Source organism: Acinetobacter sp. YH16052 (genome assembly GCF_013417155.1).
Classification (GTDB): Bacteria; Pseudomonadota; Gammaproteobacteria; order Pseudomonadales; family Moraxellaceae; genus Acinetobacter.
On the sequence record NZ_VPEO01000005.1, the window covers coordinates 135,203 to 150,412 of the forward strand.

At 42.4% G+C, this 15,210-nt stretch carries 18 protein-coding genes; 8 read left to right on the forward strand and 10 right to left on the reverse strand.

The genetic code is table 11. The features are described 5' to 3' along the window. The first annotated feature begins 74 nt into the window (after nt 1-74). The 3 genes from sohB (at nt 75) to FTV42_RS05360 (ending at nt 1,875) form a co-directional block, all read left to right on the forward strand. Nucleotides 75-1,037 (forward strand): protease SohB, encoded by a 963-nt coding sequence (sohB, locus tag FTV42_RS05350; protein ID WP_180037865.1) that lies wholly within the window; start codon nt 75-77, stop codon nt 1,035-1,037. A 109-nt stretch (nt 1,038-1,146) separates the two neighbouring features. Then, a complete protein-coding gene (locus tag FTV42_RS05355) occupies nt 1,147-1,578 on the forward strand; it encodes a hypothetical protein (RefSeq protein ID WP_153566484.1) in 432 nt (143 codons plus the stop codon). Nucleotides 1,579-1,635: 57 nt separating this feature from the next. Beyond that, nucleotides 1,636-1,875, forward strand: a complete 240-nt coding sequence (locus FTV42_RS05360; protein WP_121980047.1) for a hypothetical protein — start codon at nt 1,636-1,638, stop codon at nt 1,873-1,875. A 73-nt stretch (nt 1,876-1,948) separates the two neighbouring features. Here FTV42_RS05360 and FTV42_RS05365 read toward each other — a convergent pair whose 3' ends face one another. The 5 genes from FTV42_RS05365 to FTV42_RS05385 form a co-directional block, all read right to left on the reverse strand. Beyond that, a complete protein-coding gene (locus tag FTV42_RS05365) occupies nt 1,949-2,590 on the reverse strand; it encodes a DUF2238 domain-containing protein (RefSeq protein WP_129717541.1) in 642 nt (213 codons plus the stop codon). An 89-nt stretch (nt 2,591-2,679) separates the two neighbouring features. Beyond that, nucleotides 2,680-4,068: an adenylosuccinate lyase gene (purB, locus tag FTV42_RS05370; RefSeq protein ID WP_180037867.1), complete on the reverse strand. Its 1,389-nt coding sequence runs from the start codon at nt 4,066-4,068 to the stop codon at nt 2,680-2,682. Nucleotides 4,069-4,122: 54 nt separating this feature from the next. Continuing rightward, a complete protein-coding gene (gene hflD / locus FTV42_RS05375; RefSeq protein WP_180037869.1) occupies nt 4,123-4,854 on the reverse strand; it encodes a high frequency lysogenization protein HflD in 732 nt (243 codons plus the stop codon). Nucleotides 4,855-4,861: 7 nt separating this feature from the next. Beyond that, nucleotides 4,862-6,001 carry a tRNA 2-thiouridine(34) synthase MnmA gene (gene mnmA / locus FTV42_RS05380; protein WP_180037871.1) on the reverse strand — a complete coding sequence of 380 codons (1,140 nt, stop codon included), beginning with the start codon at nt 5,999-6,001 and terminating at the stop codon, nt 4,862-4,864. 4 nt (nt 6,002-6,005) lie between these two features. Next, on the reverse strand, nt 6,006-6,491 hold the full coding sequence (locus FTV42_RS05385; protein WP_180037873.1) for an NUDIX hydrolase: 486 nt from the start codon (nt 6,489-6,491) through the stop codon (nt 6,006-6,008). A 155-nt stretch (nt 6,492-6,646) separates the two neighbouring features. Here FTV42_RS05385 and FTV42_RS05390 point away from each other — a divergent pair, with 155 nt between their 5' ends. Next, complete coding sequence (locus FTV42_RS05390) at nt 6,647-7,579, forward strand: IS5 family transposase (RefSeq protein WP_180037875.1); 933 nt, start codon at nt 6,647-6,649, stop codon at nt 7,577-7,579. 132 nt (nt 7,580-7,711) lie between these two features. Here FTV42_RS05390 and FTV42_RS05395 read toward each other — a convergent pair whose 3' ends face one another. The 4 genes from FTV42_RS05395 to FTV42_RS05410 all read right to left on the reverse strand — a co-directional run bounded on the left by FTV42_RS05395 (nt 7,712) and on the right by FTV42_RS05410 (nt 10,544). Next, the gene (locus FTV42_RS05395; protein WP_180037877.1) at nt 7,712-8,242 is read right to left on the reverse strand and encodes a gamma carbonic anhydrase family protein; all 531 of its coding nucleotides are present in this window, start codon (nt 8,240-8,242) and stop codon (nt 7,712-7,714) included. Between the two features lie 111 nt (nt 8,243-8,353). Continuing rightward, nucleotides 8,354-9,502, reverse strand: coding sequence for a D-alanyl-D-alanine carboxypeptidase PBP5/6 (gene dacC / locus FTV42_RS05400; RefSeq protein WP_004646537.1), 1,149 nt, complete (start codon nt 9,500-9,502; stop codon nt 8,354-8,356). A gap of 128 nt (nt 9,503-9,630) precedes the next feature. Then, nucleotides 9,631-10,011 (reverse strand): MCR_0457 family protein, encoded by a 381-nt coding sequence (locus tag FTV42_RS05405; RefSeq protein WP_005104587.1) that lies wholly within the window; start codon nt 10,009-10,011, stop codon nt 9,631-9,633. Nucleotides 10,012-10,172: 161 nt separating this feature from the next. Beyond that, nucleotides 10,173-10,544, reverse strand: a complete 372-nt coding sequence (locus FTV42_RS05410) for an MCR_0457 family protein (protein WP_005251317.1) — start codon at nt 10,542-10,544, stop codon at nt 10,173-10,175. A 111-nt stretch (nt 10,545-10,655) separates the two neighbouring features. Here FTV42_RS05410 and surE point away from each other — a divergent pair, with 111 nt between their 5' ends. The 3 genes from surE to FTV42_RS05425 all read left to right on the forward strand — a co-directional run bounded on the left by surE (nt 10,656) and on the right by FTV42_RS05425 (nt 13,390). After that, entirely contained in the window at nt 10,656-11,444 is a 789-nt protein-coding gene (gene surE, locus FTV42_RS05415) for a 5'/3'-nucleotidase SurE (protein ID WP_005251318.1), read from the forward strand. A 94-nt stretch (nt 11,445-11,538) separates the two neighbouring features. Continuing rightward, on the forward strand, nt 11,539-12,369 hold the full coding sequence (locus FTV42_RS05420; RefSeq protein WP_180037879.1) for a peptidoglycan DD-metalloendopeptidase family protein: 831 nt from the start codon (nt 11,539-11,541) through the stop codon (nt 12,367-12,369). A gap of 91 nt (nt 12,370-12,460) precedes the next feature. After that, a complete protein-coding gene (locus FTV42_RS05425; RefSeq protein WP_180037881.1) occupies nt 12,461-13,390 on the forward strand; it encodes a LysR family transcriptional regulator in 930 nt (309 codons plus the stop codon). Between the two features lie 59 nt (nt 13,391-13,449). Here the strand turns inward: FTV42_RS05425 and FTV42_RS05430 are convergent, their stop codons facing one another. Beyond that, entirely contained in the window at nt 13,450-14,661 is a 1,212-nt protein-coding gene (locus FTV42_RS05430; protein ID WP_153566476.1) for an aspartate aminotransferase family protein, read from the reverse strand. A 160-nt stretch (nt 14,662-14,821) separates the two neighbouring features. Here FTV42_RS05430 and grxD point away from each other — a divergent pair, with 160 nt between their 5' ends. Continuing rightward, nucleotides 14,822-15,163, forward strand: a complete 342-nt coding sequence (gene grxD / locus FTV42_RS05435) for a Grx4 family monothiol glutaredoxin (RefSeq protein ID WP_004279738.1) — start codon at nt 14,822-14,824, stop codon at nt 15,161-15,163. Nucleotides 15,164-15,210: the final 47 nt, after the last annotated feature.

Below are 15,210 nucleotides of genomic sequence, written 5' to 3' on the forward strand. Positions count from 1 at the left end.
AATAAAGTTGAAAAAAACCGAAATTGACCTAATCTAAAGGAATAAATCCGAATTAAATAGAGAATAGATTTTTTATGTTATTTCATACTCCGAAACTGTCCGCTGAAATCCGTATTAGTCATCTCAATGCGCGTATCAATGAACAACGAAAAAAAATAGCGCAAACTACTGGCTCTAAACTGGAACTTTTACAGTTATCACAACAACTGTCAAAAGAAGCGCGTGCGCGTAAGAAAACCAATCAAAAAATCTATGTACTCGATTTTAAAGGCGATATGGCGGCTTCTGCGGTAGAAGGCTTGCGTGAAGAAATTACCTTGATTCTGGCCACAGCCAAAGCCGGTCGTAACCGTGTTGTAGTGCGTCTGGAAAGTCCGGGCGGCATGGTTCATGGTTATGGACTTGCAGCAGCTCAACTGGTACGTTTACGCGAGGCAGGTTTTCATCTGACCATCTGTGTCGATAAAGTGGCCGCTAGTGGCGGTTATATGATGGCGTGTATCGCCAATGAAATTATTTCTGCACCATTCGCGATTGTTGGTTCAATTGGTGTAGTTGCTCAAGTACCCAATTTTAACCGTCTGCTGAAAGACAATAAAATCGACTTTGAACTCTATACCGCTGGACAGTACAAACGTACCGTGACTATGTTTGGTGAAAATACCGAAGAGGGTAAGGCTAAGTTTGAAGAAGAACTACAGCAAACCCATGCTTTATTCAAACATTTCGTTGAAAAGTATCGCCCGCAGCTGAATATTGAAAAAGTGGCCACTGGTGAGCATTGGTATGGCCGGGATGCGCTGGATCTGAATCTGGTGGATAAACTGCAAACCTCAGATGAATACCTGCTCAACTTGTTGACCCAACATGATATCTATTCCATCCAGACCCGCAAGAAACCAACTTTGGGTGAAAAACTCGGCCTGCAAGCAGCGCAAATTGCTGATTCACTGATACCCACTGTCATGAATAAAGTTATGGAAAGCTTAAGTAAAGCAAACGCAAATCTGGTGCAAATACGTGATCCAAAACTTTAATCCAATTGATCTTGAATGAATTTTAAAGCTCACTTCGGTGGGCTTTTTTATTTTTTGAAATCATATTGTTATGATATAAGTGGAGTACTCTGATTGAGTCTAGGCTCATATGCTCACGTTTATTTTGTTGCTTGGGTTTTTTAGTATCGTATTTATTCCAATGTTATGTATGCTTTGTTCTGAAGCAAAATTAACTCAGGATGATTCTAAGAAGGTTTTGTTTTGGCTGAGTTTTCTACCCGGTGTTTGTATCTTTCTGCTGTATAGCTTTCTAAAGCCCAATGATCCACCTGTTATTCCATCGAAGGAATGTGGTGTTGTGCAGTTTTATCAGATGCATAAAGTTCGAGGTGGTAATGAATTTGAACGTGTGAGTATTCGCTTTGATGGCGCTCAATATAGTCGGCATTTATTCTTCGATAAGCATCTGGATAAAATTCCTCAAGGCCAAAAGGCCTGCTTTGAATATCTAGATAAGTTCAAATATCCACATTTGTCAGAATCTAAGTTTGTTCAATGGATTGAACCGAATGAAATGTAAACCATCACTGAAACTAATCAGATAAAATAAAGCATATTTTATTGTTAGAGCAGAAACATGGCTATAGCTGAAGCATTTCTTGCGACGCAAAATTGTTATTTTAATTATGAATTTGAAGAACTTTATTTAGAGGATGATTTTCCTGAGGAGTTATCTGTGTCACTGCGTGGCATAATGTTCCGTCATGAGATTCAATATCCTGATGCAACCTATTTCATTTATTACAGTGAGATGTTGACGGGGAATGAACTGCAAAAAATGAAGGATGATTGGATGCGATATTGCCCATATTCTTAATTGAAGAATATGAACGTAATTAAATGCGTGATCCAAAACTTTAATTCAGCTATTAGATTGTGATTTTAAAAGCTCACTTCGATGAGCTTTTTTGATTTTTCGGTATCAATTGCAGCCCGCCTGTTATCGCCGCGCCAATCGTAGCAAGCAAGATGTCTTTGTGTGCATCCCACATATCACCTTGTTGTCCATTATAGTTTTCCGCTTCCTCAGGAGATAAACCAATGGCAATCAGCCATTCCAGCCATTCATAGAGCATGCTGCTGGCCACCACAAACTGAATCACCAGTAGGAAAATGACCACGGGTTTTTGCTGCGGCAACCAGACCTGAAACAGGCGATGGAAAACTGGATAAAGTAATAATCCATAGGTCAGATGGACAAATCGGTCGAACATATTGCGTGACCAGTGCATGGCTTCATTCAGATTAAAGCCAAAAATCTGTTCGATCCACTGGTTATAGGGCACATAAGAATACAGATAGTGCGCAGCAATCACATGAACAATCAGAAAAAGAATATATAAATTAAAACTTAAAAAATTCAGCCCGATTTTATACAGGCAGATGAGCAGCATGATGATCATGAAAACTGTGCCTGCTTGATGCAAGAGATAAGCTTCCAGTTCTAAAGGACGAATACTGGCAAGCAAACTCGCCAGAATTAAAATGCCCAGGCTCGCGTAATGTTTGGCAGAAAGTCGATGTTCAATCATGTCGTTATTATGAAATATCTTTTTTAAAATAAAATACATTATAAATAAAAAGGCGAAGCCTGAGCTTCGCCTTTTCGTCTTATTGCAAATTAGATTTTTGCAATCAGCTCAGCTACCTGTTTAGCTTGATCAGCAGCATTACCTGTATATGATGCAGGTGTCATTTCCGCTAAACGCGCACGGTCAGCAGCAGGAACAGCTTCTAACTCGTTACCGTTTACGAAATCTACCATCATGTCGCGAGTCATGGCTTGACCACGAGTCAGGGCTTTTAGTTTTTCGTATGGTTTTTCAACGTTGTAACGACGCATTACAGTTTGAATTGGTTCAGCCAATACTTCTTGGGCATTATCCAAATCTTCATTGATACGCGCAGCATTCAATTCCAGTTTACCAATACCTTTAGAGCAAGCTTCAAAAGCAATTAAGCTTTGCGCAAAACCAACACCCATGTTACGAAGCACCGTAGAGTCAGTCAGGTCACGCTGCCAGCGAGAAATAGGCAGTTTTTCGCCAAGGTGTGCAAGTACAGCATTGGCAATACCCAAGTTACCTTCAGAGTTTTCAAAGTCAATTGGGTTAACTTTGTGTGGCATGGTTGAAGAACCAACTTCGCCTTCTTTTAGTTTTTGCTTGAAGAAACCAAGAGAGATATAGCCCCAAATGTCACGGTTAAAATCGATCAGAATAGTGTTGAAACGACGTAGCGCATCAAACAGTTCAGCCATATAGTCATGTGGCTCGATTTGAGTGGTGTACGGGTTGAAGTCTAGACCCAGAGACTCTACAAATGCTCGTGAATGCGCAGGCCAGTTGATGTCTGGGTAAGCAGAGTAGTGCGCATTGTAGTTACCGACTGCACCATTGATTTTGCCCAGTAGCTCAACATTTTTAAACTGTTTGATTTGACGTGCAAGACGGTAAGCCACGTTTGCCATTTCTTTACCCAAAGTCGTCGGGCTTGCAGTTTGACCATGAGTACGAGACAACATTGGCTGGTCTGCATGCTTTTCAGAAAGCGCAACGATTGAATCAATGATTTGCTGCATAGATGCAACTAGTACATCACGACCGCTTTTCAGCATCAAGGCATGTGACAGATTGTTAATATCTTCAGACGTACATGCAAAGTGAATGAATTCACCGGCATTTTTAAGTTCTTCGATACCAGCGATTTTTTCTTTCAGGAAATACTCAACCGCTTTAACGTCGTGGTTAGTGGTGCGTTCGATCTCTTTGATGCGATTGGCATCATCTTCAGAAAAATCGCTCACAATCGCATCAAGCGCTGCATTAGTTTCGCCTGAAAACGCCGGTACTTCAGTAATTTCCGGGTGGTTTGCAAGCGCTTGTAACCAACGCACTTCAACAGTCACACGAGCATGGATTAAACCAAACTCAGAAAGAAAGGGACGTAGAGCATCACATTTGCTCGCGTAACGTCCATCTAATGGAGAAAGTGCAGTTAAAGCGTTCATATCGATTCCTTAGATTTTGGAATTAAACGTAAAACAAAACACGTGCAGCATCAGTTAAACCACCTGAAACTGTAAACGCGCTAGATTCTGAATATCTTGTAGCAACTTGCGTTTGCCAAATACCATACCCCAAGAGCTGCCACCGAGCTGACGCCACAGATGCGCCATTTGCAAACCGGTAAATAAGGACGCACGAATGCGGTTGGTGTGTCCGGCATCTTTAAAGGCTTCGGCATTGCCACGTACCATAATACGCGGATTAATCTGTCCGGCCGTATCGACATAGGTTTGAGCAAGGTTGGCAATGATGCTGGGGTGCAGGTAATTATTATCGAAGAAGGAGAGCTGTCTGAGAATTTTCTGTTGAGACTGTTCAATAATTTCAACAAATTTGGGGTTGCTATAGACCTTCTTTTCTAACTGAAGAAGTGCCATTGCATAGCTCATGGGAAGTTTGGTGCTGGAAAGTTTTGGAATTCTGGATTTTGGAGAAGTATTGAAGGGTTGAATGATACTGCTTTCTAATGTTTTTAAACCTAAGGAAATATCGGCCAGTTGATTAAAAAAGTCGAGTGTCTGGGCATTCTGATTGCTGCCGGGACGGATATTAAGACTGGCTCTAATCAACTGTTCAAAATAAAAGTTACCACTTTCACCAATGCTTTGCTGACTCGTCAATGCTGTCATATGGGTTAGCTGGGTGGCCTGAAACACACCCGCTAATGCCAAAGCACGATTTTGACGAGTACTCAACGTTGTGGCTGGTTGAAATGGTAACTCCGTCATGCCGAATTCATCCTTTTATAAAATCAGGTTTAGGTGCATTGGTATGATGAATCACACCACCTCCTAAACAAACTTCACCTGAATAGAACACCACGCTTTGACCCGGGGTCACTGCACGTTGAGGTTCATCAAACTCAACACGAACACCATTCGGTGATTCTGCATCTTGATACACAGTACATGCCTGATCAGTCTGACGGTAACGGGTTTTGGCAGTACAGCGGAAGCCTGTTTCAGGAATATCCTGCTCACCTGCCACCCAGTCAATTGCCTCAGACCAGAGCATCGTGCTCTGCATGAGTGGATGTTCATGGCCTTGACCGACCACCAGACGATTGCCTTCGATATCTTTATGTAATACGAACCAGGCACCTTCAGCAACGCCTTTCATACCGCCAATACCAATACCACCGCGTTGACCGAGCGTATAGTACATTAAGCCGTGATGATCACCAACATCTTTACCGTCTTCCAGCACGATTTTTCCCGGTTGAGCAGGTAAATATTGCTTTAAAAAGTCATTAAATCGGCGTTCACCAATAAAACAGATGCCAGTCGAGTCTTTTTTCTTGGCCGTGACCAGATCTAATTCTTCTGCAATTTTACGGACTTGTGGCTTTTCAATTTCACCAACAGGGAACAGGGTCTTATTAATTTCACGACCATGAACCGCATGCAGGAAATAAGTCTGGTCTTTGTTATTGTCCACACCACGCAATAAAGGTGCATATTCTTCACCACGTGAGTTGGTCATGGTTTCACCACGACGGCAATAATGACCCGTCGCAATAAAATCTGCACCCAGATTTACTGCGTGATCGAGAAAGGCACGAAATTTAATTTCTTTATTACATAAAATGTCTGGGTTTGGCGTACGGCCAGCTGCATATTCCGCCAGGAAATGTTCGAATACGCGATCCCAATATTCCATGGCAAAGTTTGCGGTATGCAGTTTAATGCCGATTTTGTCGCAAACGGCTTGTGCATCGGCAAGATCCTCCATCGCCGTGCAATATTCTGTGCCGTCATCTTCTTCCCAGTTTTTCATGAAAAGACCTTCAACCTGATAACCTTGTTGAAGTAAAAGGGCAGCAGAAACAGATGAATCTACACCACCTGACATACCGACGATGACACGTTGTTGCATAGGATTAGGCATCCAAATTTGAAAGTAAGGGAGAATTCTGGTGCTCGTAAATGAGCGATAAAGGATATTTTTGACCTGAAAGCGCATCTTGCACGGCTTTAATCACCAATGGACTACGCGCGCGAGCAGATCCAATCAGTTCATCGAGCGTCATCCAGACTGCGCCGACAATATCTGTATCTAAAGTGGCATTTGGGTCATAGTCAATGGATTTGGCTAAAAAGCAGAAACGAAAATATGTACGATCCGGGAACATCGGTGGGGTATAAGTATATATCCCTAAAAGATGAGTTACTTCAACCGTATGTCCGGTCTCTTCCATGGTTTCACGAATTGCGGCTTCGATAATGGTTTCACCGCATTCCACATGACCTGCTGGCTGATTAAATACCGTGTGTGTCACACCTTCTGTATGTTCTTCTACAAACAAGAATTTTCCGTCTTTTTCAACGATAGTTGCGACAGTGACATGAGCAGTCCAAGCGGTCATAAAGCAGCACCATGGAAAAGGATGCACTATTGTATAAAATTTTAGGGTGTGTGGCTATGTTGAATGGGGAATTCTTTAAAGGAGTTCTTTTAAAGATTAACGGCTTTGTTGCACAAACCTATCTGTAAAGGCTTTTTCAGCGATATAATTTTCAAATGAAGAAGCCTACACACAAAATCTACCGCACAACCAATTGGCCCGCATATAACCGAGCACTCATGAGTGGCGGAAATATTGCCATTTGGTTTGATCCTGCTACGCAATGGTATGCGCCATCAAAAGGCAAACAAGGGCGAAATCAAACCTACTCCGACGCAGCCATCCAATGCTGCTTAATGATTAAATCCTTATTCCGTCTATCTTTACGTATGGTTACTGGCTTTGTGCAAAGTCTGATTAAACTTTGCGGATTAAATTGGATAGCTCCAGATTACACCACGCTTTGTAGAAGACAAAAGCATATTGATATTGCAATCAGCTACCAAAAAAGTAGCGATGGGCTGCATCTACTCATGGACTCTTCAGGCATGAAGTTTCTAGGTGAGGGCGAATGGAAGCGCAAGAAACATGGACCTGAATATCGTCGCCAATGGCGTAAACTTCATATTGGTATAGATGCTAAAACCCTACAAATACGAGCAGTTCAGCTTACAACCAATAATGTCAGTGATTCACAGGTGCTTGGTGATTTACTTAATCAGATTCCACAAGATGAGCAGATTGACTCTGTTTATACCGATGGAGCTTATGACACCAAGCAATGCCGTCAGGTCATTGCAGATCGGCAAGGGCATGCGGTGATTCCACCTAGAAAAAATGCGAAACCATGGAAAGATACAAAGAGTAGCTCGCTAGAACGAAATGAATTACTTCGAACAGTTAAACGTTTAGGCAGGACACTATGGAAAAAATGGTCAGGCTATCATCGGCGAAGTTTGGTAGAAACCAAGATGCATTGCATTAAATTATTGGGCGATAAACTGAGTGCAAGGAGCTTTCAAAGCCAAGTGAATGAGATCCATGCACGTGTAGCAGTCCTTAACAGATTTACGGAATTAGGTCGACCACTTACCCAATTTACGCCTTAAATTTGGCTCAATTAGGGGCGCTTTGCATTTCAAATCTTTGTGCAACAAAGCCGACTGAGATTATGATTCACGCACCGCATCGACACGTTCTGAAATTCATTTAACATGAAATCTCTTATGCGAAACTGAGCATTATTTATAGTTATTTGAAACTTTCACATAATTTTGTGCAGAATATGGCAAGAATGCCATTTCTTTTTCAGTGAGCGGACGCGCTTTTTTGGCAGGGCTGCCCACATAGAGCCAACCACTTTCCAAAACTTTGCCCGGTGGAACTAGTGTACCTGCACCAATCATCACATCATCCGGAATGATGACATCATCCAGAATAATGCTGTTAATCCCGATTAATACGCGATTACCAATCGTACAACCATGCAATGTCACATGATGGCCAATCGTGACATCTTCACCAATGATCAAAGGCGAACCATTCGGTTTATCGGCTTTTTTATGACTGACATGCAACATGGCATGATCCTGAACATTCGAATTTTTACCAATCCGGATTGAATTAACATCACCACGAATCACGGCAAAAGGCCAGACAGAAACATTTTCAGCCAAGACCACATCGCCGACCACGATTCCCATCGGATCGATATAACACGATTTATCAATTTCTGGAGTCGTGTCTAAATAAGAACGAATGTTTTGGCTCATGGTGATCTGCTCATTAAAAGTTTAAGGATCATGTGCATAGTATAAAATAAAAAGCACCCATCTGAATGAGTGCTTTGGTCTTAGTCCGGGACTAAAACAGTTTATTTAAACTTAGAACAAGTTTGAGAAGAACTGTTTAATGTGGTCGAGCATACGTGCGAAGAAACCAGCTTCTTCAACCGCGTTTAAAGCCACCAATGGTTTTTCTGAAATTACTTTACCATCCAGAGTCGCTACGTATTTACCTACGACCTGACCAGGCTGTAAAGGTGCAGTCAGTTTAGGTTGAACCACCAGCTGGGTTTTAATCGCATTAGCCTGACCTTTTGGCATGGTCACGTTAAAGTTTTCCGCAAGACCGATCTGAACTTCATCTTCCTTACCAAACCAAACTTTGGCTTTGGCAAGTACCTGTTTGGCAGGTTGAACATTTTTGGTTTCGAAGTTTGCATAACCCCAAGCCAGCAATTCACGTGTTTGTGTCGCACGTTCCTGCATGGTTGGTGCACCAAAAATCACTGAAATCAAACGTGTAGGTCCACGTTTTGAAGAGGTGGTCAAACAATAACCAGCTTCATCAGTATGGCCAGTTTTTAAACCATCTACACTCGGGTCAGTATATAGCAGGGCATTACGGTTACCTTGCTTGATGCCATTAAAGGTAAATTCTTTTTCCGCATAAATCGGATAATATTTAGAACTGTCTTTAATGATGTGTTGTGCCAGCGTTGCCATATCTTTGGCAGTTGAATAATGACCTTCAGCTGGCATACCGGTTGAATTGATAAAGCTGGTATTGGTCATGCCAATACGTTTAGCTTCCTGGTTCATCATATGTGCAAAGGTACCCTCGTTCCCTGCAATATGTTCAGCCATGGCTTTCGATGCATCATTCCCTGATTGAATAATAATCCCGCGAAGCATTTCAAGTGCAGTTGCCGTACCATTTAAAGGTACATACATACATGATTCCGCGCTACTGCCGCGACACCATGCTGACTCGTTCATGCGCACTTGTTCATCTTCAGTGAGTTCACCGCTCAATAGTTTTTGTTCGATGATGTAGCTGGTCATCATCTTGGTCATTGAAGCAGGGGCTAATTTTTCATTTTCATTTTTTGAAGCGAGAAGTTGCCCTGTCTCGTAGTCCATTAGCACGTAGGATTTATTATTCAATTCTGGTGGTGCAGATAGGACAGTTGCTGCAAAGCTAAAACTAGGAACTAATAATAATGCAGCAAGGGCAGTTTTTTGGGTCATTTCTAGTGGGTTCCTATATCTTGATGTAAGCACGAAGAGCCTAGCATTTTAGGACAAAGCTAGGCTGACTTCTATGGGAAACCCGGTCTTATTTCAAAAGTATTGTAAGTTATCGGCAGAAAAGCAGCTTAATTGTTATAGGTGGTTAATTCATTACAAATCACCTGATTTTTTTTCTTGCCGGCTTTCTTGGCATCCGATTGTGCTTCGGCCAGAATATTGCGGAAATCGTTCTGTTTAGCCATCTGGTTTAAGCTTTCAACCGGATTACGCTGGCCCGGCATATACTCAGTCACCAGCTTGGTATAACCCTGATTAAACTGTGACTTGTCTTTGACCATGCTTGGACAGATTTCTGAAAGAACATAAATGGCTGCCAGTTCCTGTTTGGTCACTTGCTGAGTTGGGGTAACATTAATGTTTTCATCGGCTGCAAATGCAGAAGTTCCCAAAAGAGTGGCGGCAGAAATTGCGCAGAATGTTAAAGCTTGGAATATTGGATTTTTCATTGAAAACTCAAAAAATGGATTTAGAACAATAATTTGCCTAGCTTAAACTTATTTTTGAAATTGAAAAGTGGGAAAATGTAGCGAAGCTGTAGAATTATGAATAAATCTGTAAGAGAAAATAAGACGATGTTTACACCGTCTTATTTGAAAATTTAGCTGGCTTAGCCTTGGTAGTTCAGCATTTCTTCACAGACAGTTTTCTGCTCGTCTGAGCTGGTTTGCTTTGCACCCTGACGTGCTTCTTCAAGTAAAGATTTATATTCACTGTCTGCCTGTAGCTTTTGATAGCTCATGCCTTTATCTGAGTAGTCTGCAAGATAAGACTGGATCAATTGTTCAACGGTGCTGTTAAATTTTGGATTTTGACCAATGATTGCCGGGCAAACTTCAGCCATAACCTGTGCTGATGCAATATCTTCTTTTACAATGGTATTGTTTTCTTCAACAGTCAGATCGTTTGCCATGACTGAAGGGGAAATAAATGCTGCCAAGCTTAAAGTGAGAGCGCTAAGTAAAGAGAATTTTTTAATCATCTTGAGCCACATATTATAAAGATGGATGTCGAGCAATAAATATATATAATTCCTGCACTAATACAATGAAATGTCCTAGTCAGTCATTTTTTAGCGTAACGAGATTTTTTAGTGAATATTTTAGTTTCAAATGATGATGGGGTGTTTGCACCCGGTATTCAGGCTTTGGCGCAAGCGCTAAAGCCTTTGGGGCGAGTGGTGATTGTGGCACCGGAAAGTGAACGCAGTGGCTTTTCTAGTGCCTTAACTTTGGACCGCCCTTTACGCCCAATCCAGATTTCTCCTGATGTCTGGGCGGTTAATGGGACGCCGGCAGATTGCGTTTACTTGGCTATGAACGGGCTATTTGATTTTGAATTTGACCTAGTGGTTAGCGGGATAAATAGCGGCGCAAATCTGGGAGATGATATCTTGTATTCCGGTACAGTCGGGGCGGCCTTTGAAGGTCGTTTAACTAAACATCCTGCGATTGCCGTATCACTGAGTGGGCCGAATGTACGTGGCTATCAGCAGCCTCAGGATTATCAGTTGGCCGCCGAATGGGTGCATGATTTTATTGCTCGTGGTTTGCCTGTTCTGCCTGAGCGACATATTTTTAATATCAATATTCCAGATGTAACTGAATTGCAGGGTGAAAAAGTGACATATCAAAGTCGCCGCCGTCAGTCTAAACCGGTGACGAGTCATGTAGATCCGCGTGGTCGTCAGGTATTTTGGATTGGACTCTCGGGAGAAGCAGTCGCAGAACCTAAGCCGGGATTTAGCGAGATTGATTCAGACTTCTCTGCGGTCGCCAATGGCTATGTCAGTATTACCCCGATTCAGATGGATGCCACCAATTATGAGAGTTTGCGGAATTTGCAAACACAATTGGAAGAAAATGCGTCCTTAGTGTTATAACTTTGTGAAAAACTCGCGATTGCAAGTATATTGCCGTAAAACTTTGCTAATCTTAACGAAATTTTGCAACCGTATAGCATTAGAGAGGAAGATAATGTTCTTGGTGTTACCGAAATGTGTCGTAGCTTCGCCTGCAACCCTGATTAAAACCCTTGTTTTATCGACCGTTGTTATTTCTACAGGAGTAATTACCGGTTGTGCCACCAAACCCCAGGTGAATAATGCAACGCGTTATGCAACAGCTCCTGATTTCTATACGGTGCGTTCAGGAGATACATTGAGCGGGATTGCAGCACGTTATGGGCTGAACTATATCAGTGTCGCGGAGATGAATGATATCAGTGCGCCTTATCGGATTTATGTCGGACAATCGATCCGCCTGAAAACCCATACTACGCGCCGTAGCACCAGCACCCAGGCAGTGACTCAGGCAGCACCAATTCAACGTCAAACGATTGCAGTGCCTACACCGGCACCGGTTACGCCAGCAACTACAGTACAAACCACACCACGCGTCAGTACATCTGCACCTGTAACGCCAGTATCTACTGCAGCAGGTCTACGTTGGGTAAAACCATCGAATGGCGCGATTCTCCAGCAATACAATTTAGCTTCTAATATTAAGGGCACCCGCTATAGTGGCAATGTCGGTGATCCGGTATTTGCAGCAGCAGACGGGCAGGTGGTGTATTCCGCTGATGGTTTGAAAGAATATGGCAATCTGGTGTTGGTGAAGCATATCAATGGCTATATCACGGCTTATGCACATAACAGTAAATTGAATGTGAAAAGTGGCCAAAATGTAACGGCTGGTCAAAAAATTGCAGAAATGGGGTCGACTGGTACAAACCGTACCATGCTTGAGTTTCAGGTGCGCTTAGACGGCAAACCTATTAATCCTACTGCAGTTTTACCAAACAATTAAATAAATAATGCAAAGTGTAAATTTCGCCGTATAATACAATAAGTTGCTTTTATCAAATGATGAAGCACCTCATAAGTTTAGAGGGAAATTTATGTTAGATCAACTTCGAGCAATGGGTGTCTTTGCTTGCGTTGTGGAGAAAAACTCGTTTAGCGGTGCTGCCCGTGAATTAGGGATTACGACCAGCGCCGTCAGTCAACAAATTCGCTCGTTAGAACACGATATGGAAGTCGTACTTCTAAATCGTTCGACGAGAAAATTAAGTCTGACCGAAGCGGGACAAGCTTTTTTCCATAGCTGTCAAGAAATGTTATCTGCTGCTGAACGCGGTAAAGTCCGGATCAATGAATTACGTGATGATCTCGTGGGCGAGCTGCGTATCGTTTCTTTGCCAGAATTATGCGCGAATCATGTGATTCCTGCACTTTCTCATTGGATGGCTGCACATCGCGGCTTGGCAGTACATTTAGAAACAAACAATCATGAGGTTGATTTGTTGGATGGGCGGGTTGATATCGCCCTAAGATTTGAACAGAAAAATGATGAGCATAATCTTCAGGTTGTGCCATTGATACAGATTGAGCAAATTCTGGTGGCGACACCGAGTTATATTAATCAAAGCACTATTATTTCGAGACCTGATGACCTTAAAAATCATGAGGTCTTACCTTTGACACAGCTTAAAAACCATCAGTATTACCATTTTCAACATGTAAATACTGCAGAAAAAGCCGAATTAGAACTGAAATCCCGTTTCAGTACCAATAACGGTTTGGTTGCGAAATCGATGTGCTTGCAGGGCAATGGGATTGCCAAGGTTTTATATCTTGATGCTAAAAAGGATTTGCTTAACGGTACTTTAGTTGAAGTTCTGCCTGAATGGAGACTGCCACCGATTACACTGTATGCGGTTATTCCGAAACGTGAACAACAACCTACAAAAATTCTTCGTTGTCTTGATACCTTGAAACAATATTTTAGCCAGATCTCTGGCGGACGTATGTTACAAAACGCATCATAGAATGCAGAATAATAAAAAAGCCGCTTTAGAGCGGCTTTTTTAATTTTTAGGCTAGGACTTTATGCCAAATAAGCTTTGATCATTTTTACCAGACGTTCGATCAACTGGTCTGCTTGCTCCTGAGTAATATTCAGGGTAGGTAACAGACGAACGACATTGCCTGCAGTGACATTGATAATCATCTTATATTCATCGCGTGCAATCGCAACCAGATCACCGCATTCTTTTGGTAATTCAATCCCGATCATCAGACCAAAACCACGTACGATAACATTTTGATCTGCCAGCTTGTTACGCAGTTGGTCAACGATGTAAGCACCTTTTTCAGCAGCATTCGCGACGATATTTTCTTTTTGCATAATATCGAGAATGGTATAGACCACACGCGAACCCAGTGCTGTACCGCTATAGGTAGAACCGTGATTTCCAGCAGTTAATACGCCTACGCCACGACCTTGAGTCATTACCGCACCAATCGGGAAGCCATTTCCTAAGCCTTTGGCTGTGGTCAGTACATCCGGAATAATATTGGTGTGCTGATAAGCAAAGTATTTACCGGTACGGCCATTACCAGTTTGTACTTCGTCCAGCATCATCAGCCAGTTGTGCTGGTTACAGATTTGGCGGATTTCTTCTAAGTAGCTGAAACCTTGAGGAGCAGTATTCACGCCGCCTTCACCCTGAATAGGCTCAATCAAAATCGCTACGATATCCGGGTGATTAATCGCAGCCTCTTCAATCGCTTCGATATCACCAAAAGGTACACGGACAAAACCTTCAACCAGGGGGCCAAAGCCTTCCTGAACTTTTTTATTGCCTGTAGCAGACAAGGTGGCCATGGTACGACCATGGAAAGACTGGTCAGCGACAATAATTTTTGGTGAAGCAATACCTTGCATATGACCAAATTTACGTGCAATTTTGATTGCACCTTCATTGGATTCTGCACCACTGTTTGAGAAGAATACTTCTTCCATGCCTGCAACTTCAGCCAGTTTTTGTGCGGCAGCAGTTTGCCAAGGCACTTCAAACAGGTTGCTGGTATGAATCAGGGTCGCTGCCTGTTCAGCAATCGCTTCGGCAATGACTGGATGCGCATGGCCCAAACCACATACTGCAATGCCGGTTAATGCATCTAAATACTCTGTACCATCTTCGGTATAAAGATATGCACCTCGTCCTCGGACAAAGCTGATCGGTTGACGGCCAAAAACAGGCATCAAATGAGACGGTTGATCAGTTTGTACCGGTGCGAGGGTAATATTATTCATGACTAACTCTTAACTGTTAGGTGGAAAGATAAACTTATATAAGCAAAAACCCGCTCAGATTTAAAGGGTAATTGTAAATAAAATTGGAATTATTGCTTTAGACGTACTGTTTTGCCTGGATTTGGGTATAATGCGAGACAGATGAGTTGAGGATTTATCAATGACTGAACAAGCACGCGATACCGAAGCGTTAATTCGTGACCAAATTGCAAAACACGCAGTACTTCTTTACATGAAAGGCACACCGCAATTTCCACAATGTGGTTTTTCTGCACGTGCAGTAGAAGCACTCAGTCAAATTGGTCGTCCGTTTGCTTATGTAAATATTCTGGAAAACCAGGACATTCGCGCGATGTTACCACAAATCGCCAACTGGCCGACATTTCCACAGCTTTGGATCAATGGTGAGTTGATCGGTGGTAGTGATATCATGCTCGACATGTTCCAAAAAGGTGAATTAAAGCCTTTAGTTGAACAGTATAGCCCGGCAGCTGATGCTTAATTTTGTATTAAATTAAGTTCAGATGTGAAAAAGCGCTTCATTGAGAA

What these genes read in the sequence shown, in the direction of transcription:
- dacC (WP_004646537.1), bottom strand. Translation starts at nt 9,502, where the DNA reads ATGACCCAAAAAACTGCCCTTGCTGCATTATTATTAGTTCCTAGTTTT.
- FTV42_RS05405 (WP_005104587.1), bottom strand. Translation starts at nt 10,011, where the DNA reads ATGAAAAATCCAATATTCCAAGCTTTAACATTCTGCGCAATTTCTGCC.
- FTV42_RS05360 (WP_121980047.1), top strand. Translation starts at nt 1,636, where the DNA reads ATGGCTATAGCTGAAGCATTTCTTGCGACGCAAAATTGTTATTTTAAT.
- grxD (WP_004279738.1), top strand. Translation starts at nt 14,822, where the DNA reads ATGACTGAACAAGCACGCGATACCGAAGCGTTAATTCGTGACCAAATT.
- FTV42_RS05410 (WP_005251317.1), bottom strand. Translation starts at nt 10,544, where the DNA reads ATGATTAAAAAATTCTCTTTACTTAGCGCTCTCACTTTAAGCTTGGCA.
- FTV42_RS05425 (WP_180037881.1), top strand. Translation starts at nt 12,461, where the DNA reads ATGTTAGATCAACTTCGAGCAATGGGTGTCTTTGCTTGCGTTGTGGAG.
- FTV42_RS05385 (WP_180037873.1), bottom strand. Translation starts at nt 6,491, where the DNA reads ATGACCGCTTGGACTGCTCATGTCACTGTCGCAACTATCGTTGAAAAA.
- hflD (WP_180037869.1), bottom strand. Translation starts at nt 4,854, where the DNA reads ATGACGGAGTTACCATTTCAACCAGCCACAACGTTGAGTACTCGTCAA.
- sohB (WP_180037865.1), top strand. Translation starts at nt 75, where the DNA reads ATGTTATTTCATACTCCGAAACTGTCCGCTGAAATCCGTATTAGTCAT.
- FTV42_RS05395 (WP_180037877.1), bottom strand. Translation starts at nt 8,242, where the DNA reads ATGAGCCAAAACATTCGTTCTTATTTAGACACGACTCCAGAAATTGAT.
- FTV42_RS05430 (WP_153566476.1), bottom strand. Translation starts at nt 14,661, where the DNA reads ATGAATAATATTACCCTCGCACCGGTACAAACTGATCAACCGTCTCAT.
- FTV42_RS05390 (WP_180037875.1), top strand. Translation starts at nt 6,647, where the DNA reads ATGAAGAAGCCTACACACAAAATCTACCGCACAACCAATTGGCCCGCA.
- mnmA (WP_180037871.1), bottom strand. Translation starts at nt 6,001, where the DNA reads ATGCAACAACGTGTCATCGTCGGTATGTCAGGTGGTGTAGATTCATCT.
- FTV42_RS05365 (WP_129717541.1), bottom strand. Translation starts at nt 2,590, where the DNA reads ATGATTGAACATCGACTTTCTGCCAAACATTACGCGAGCCTGGGCATT.
- FTV42_RS05420 (WP_180037879.1), top strand. Translation starts at nt 11,539, where the DNA reads ATGTTCTTGGTGTTACCGAAATGTGTCGTAGCTTCGCCTGCAACCCTG.
- purB (WP_180037867.1), bottom strand. Translation starts at nt 4,068, where the DNA reads ATGAACGCTTTAACTGCACTTTCTCCATTAGATGGACGTTACGCGAGC.
- FTV42_RS05355 (WP_153566484.1), top strand. Translation starts at nt 1,147, where the DNA reads ATGCTCACGTTTATTTTGTTGCTTGGGTTTTTTAGTATCGTATTTATT.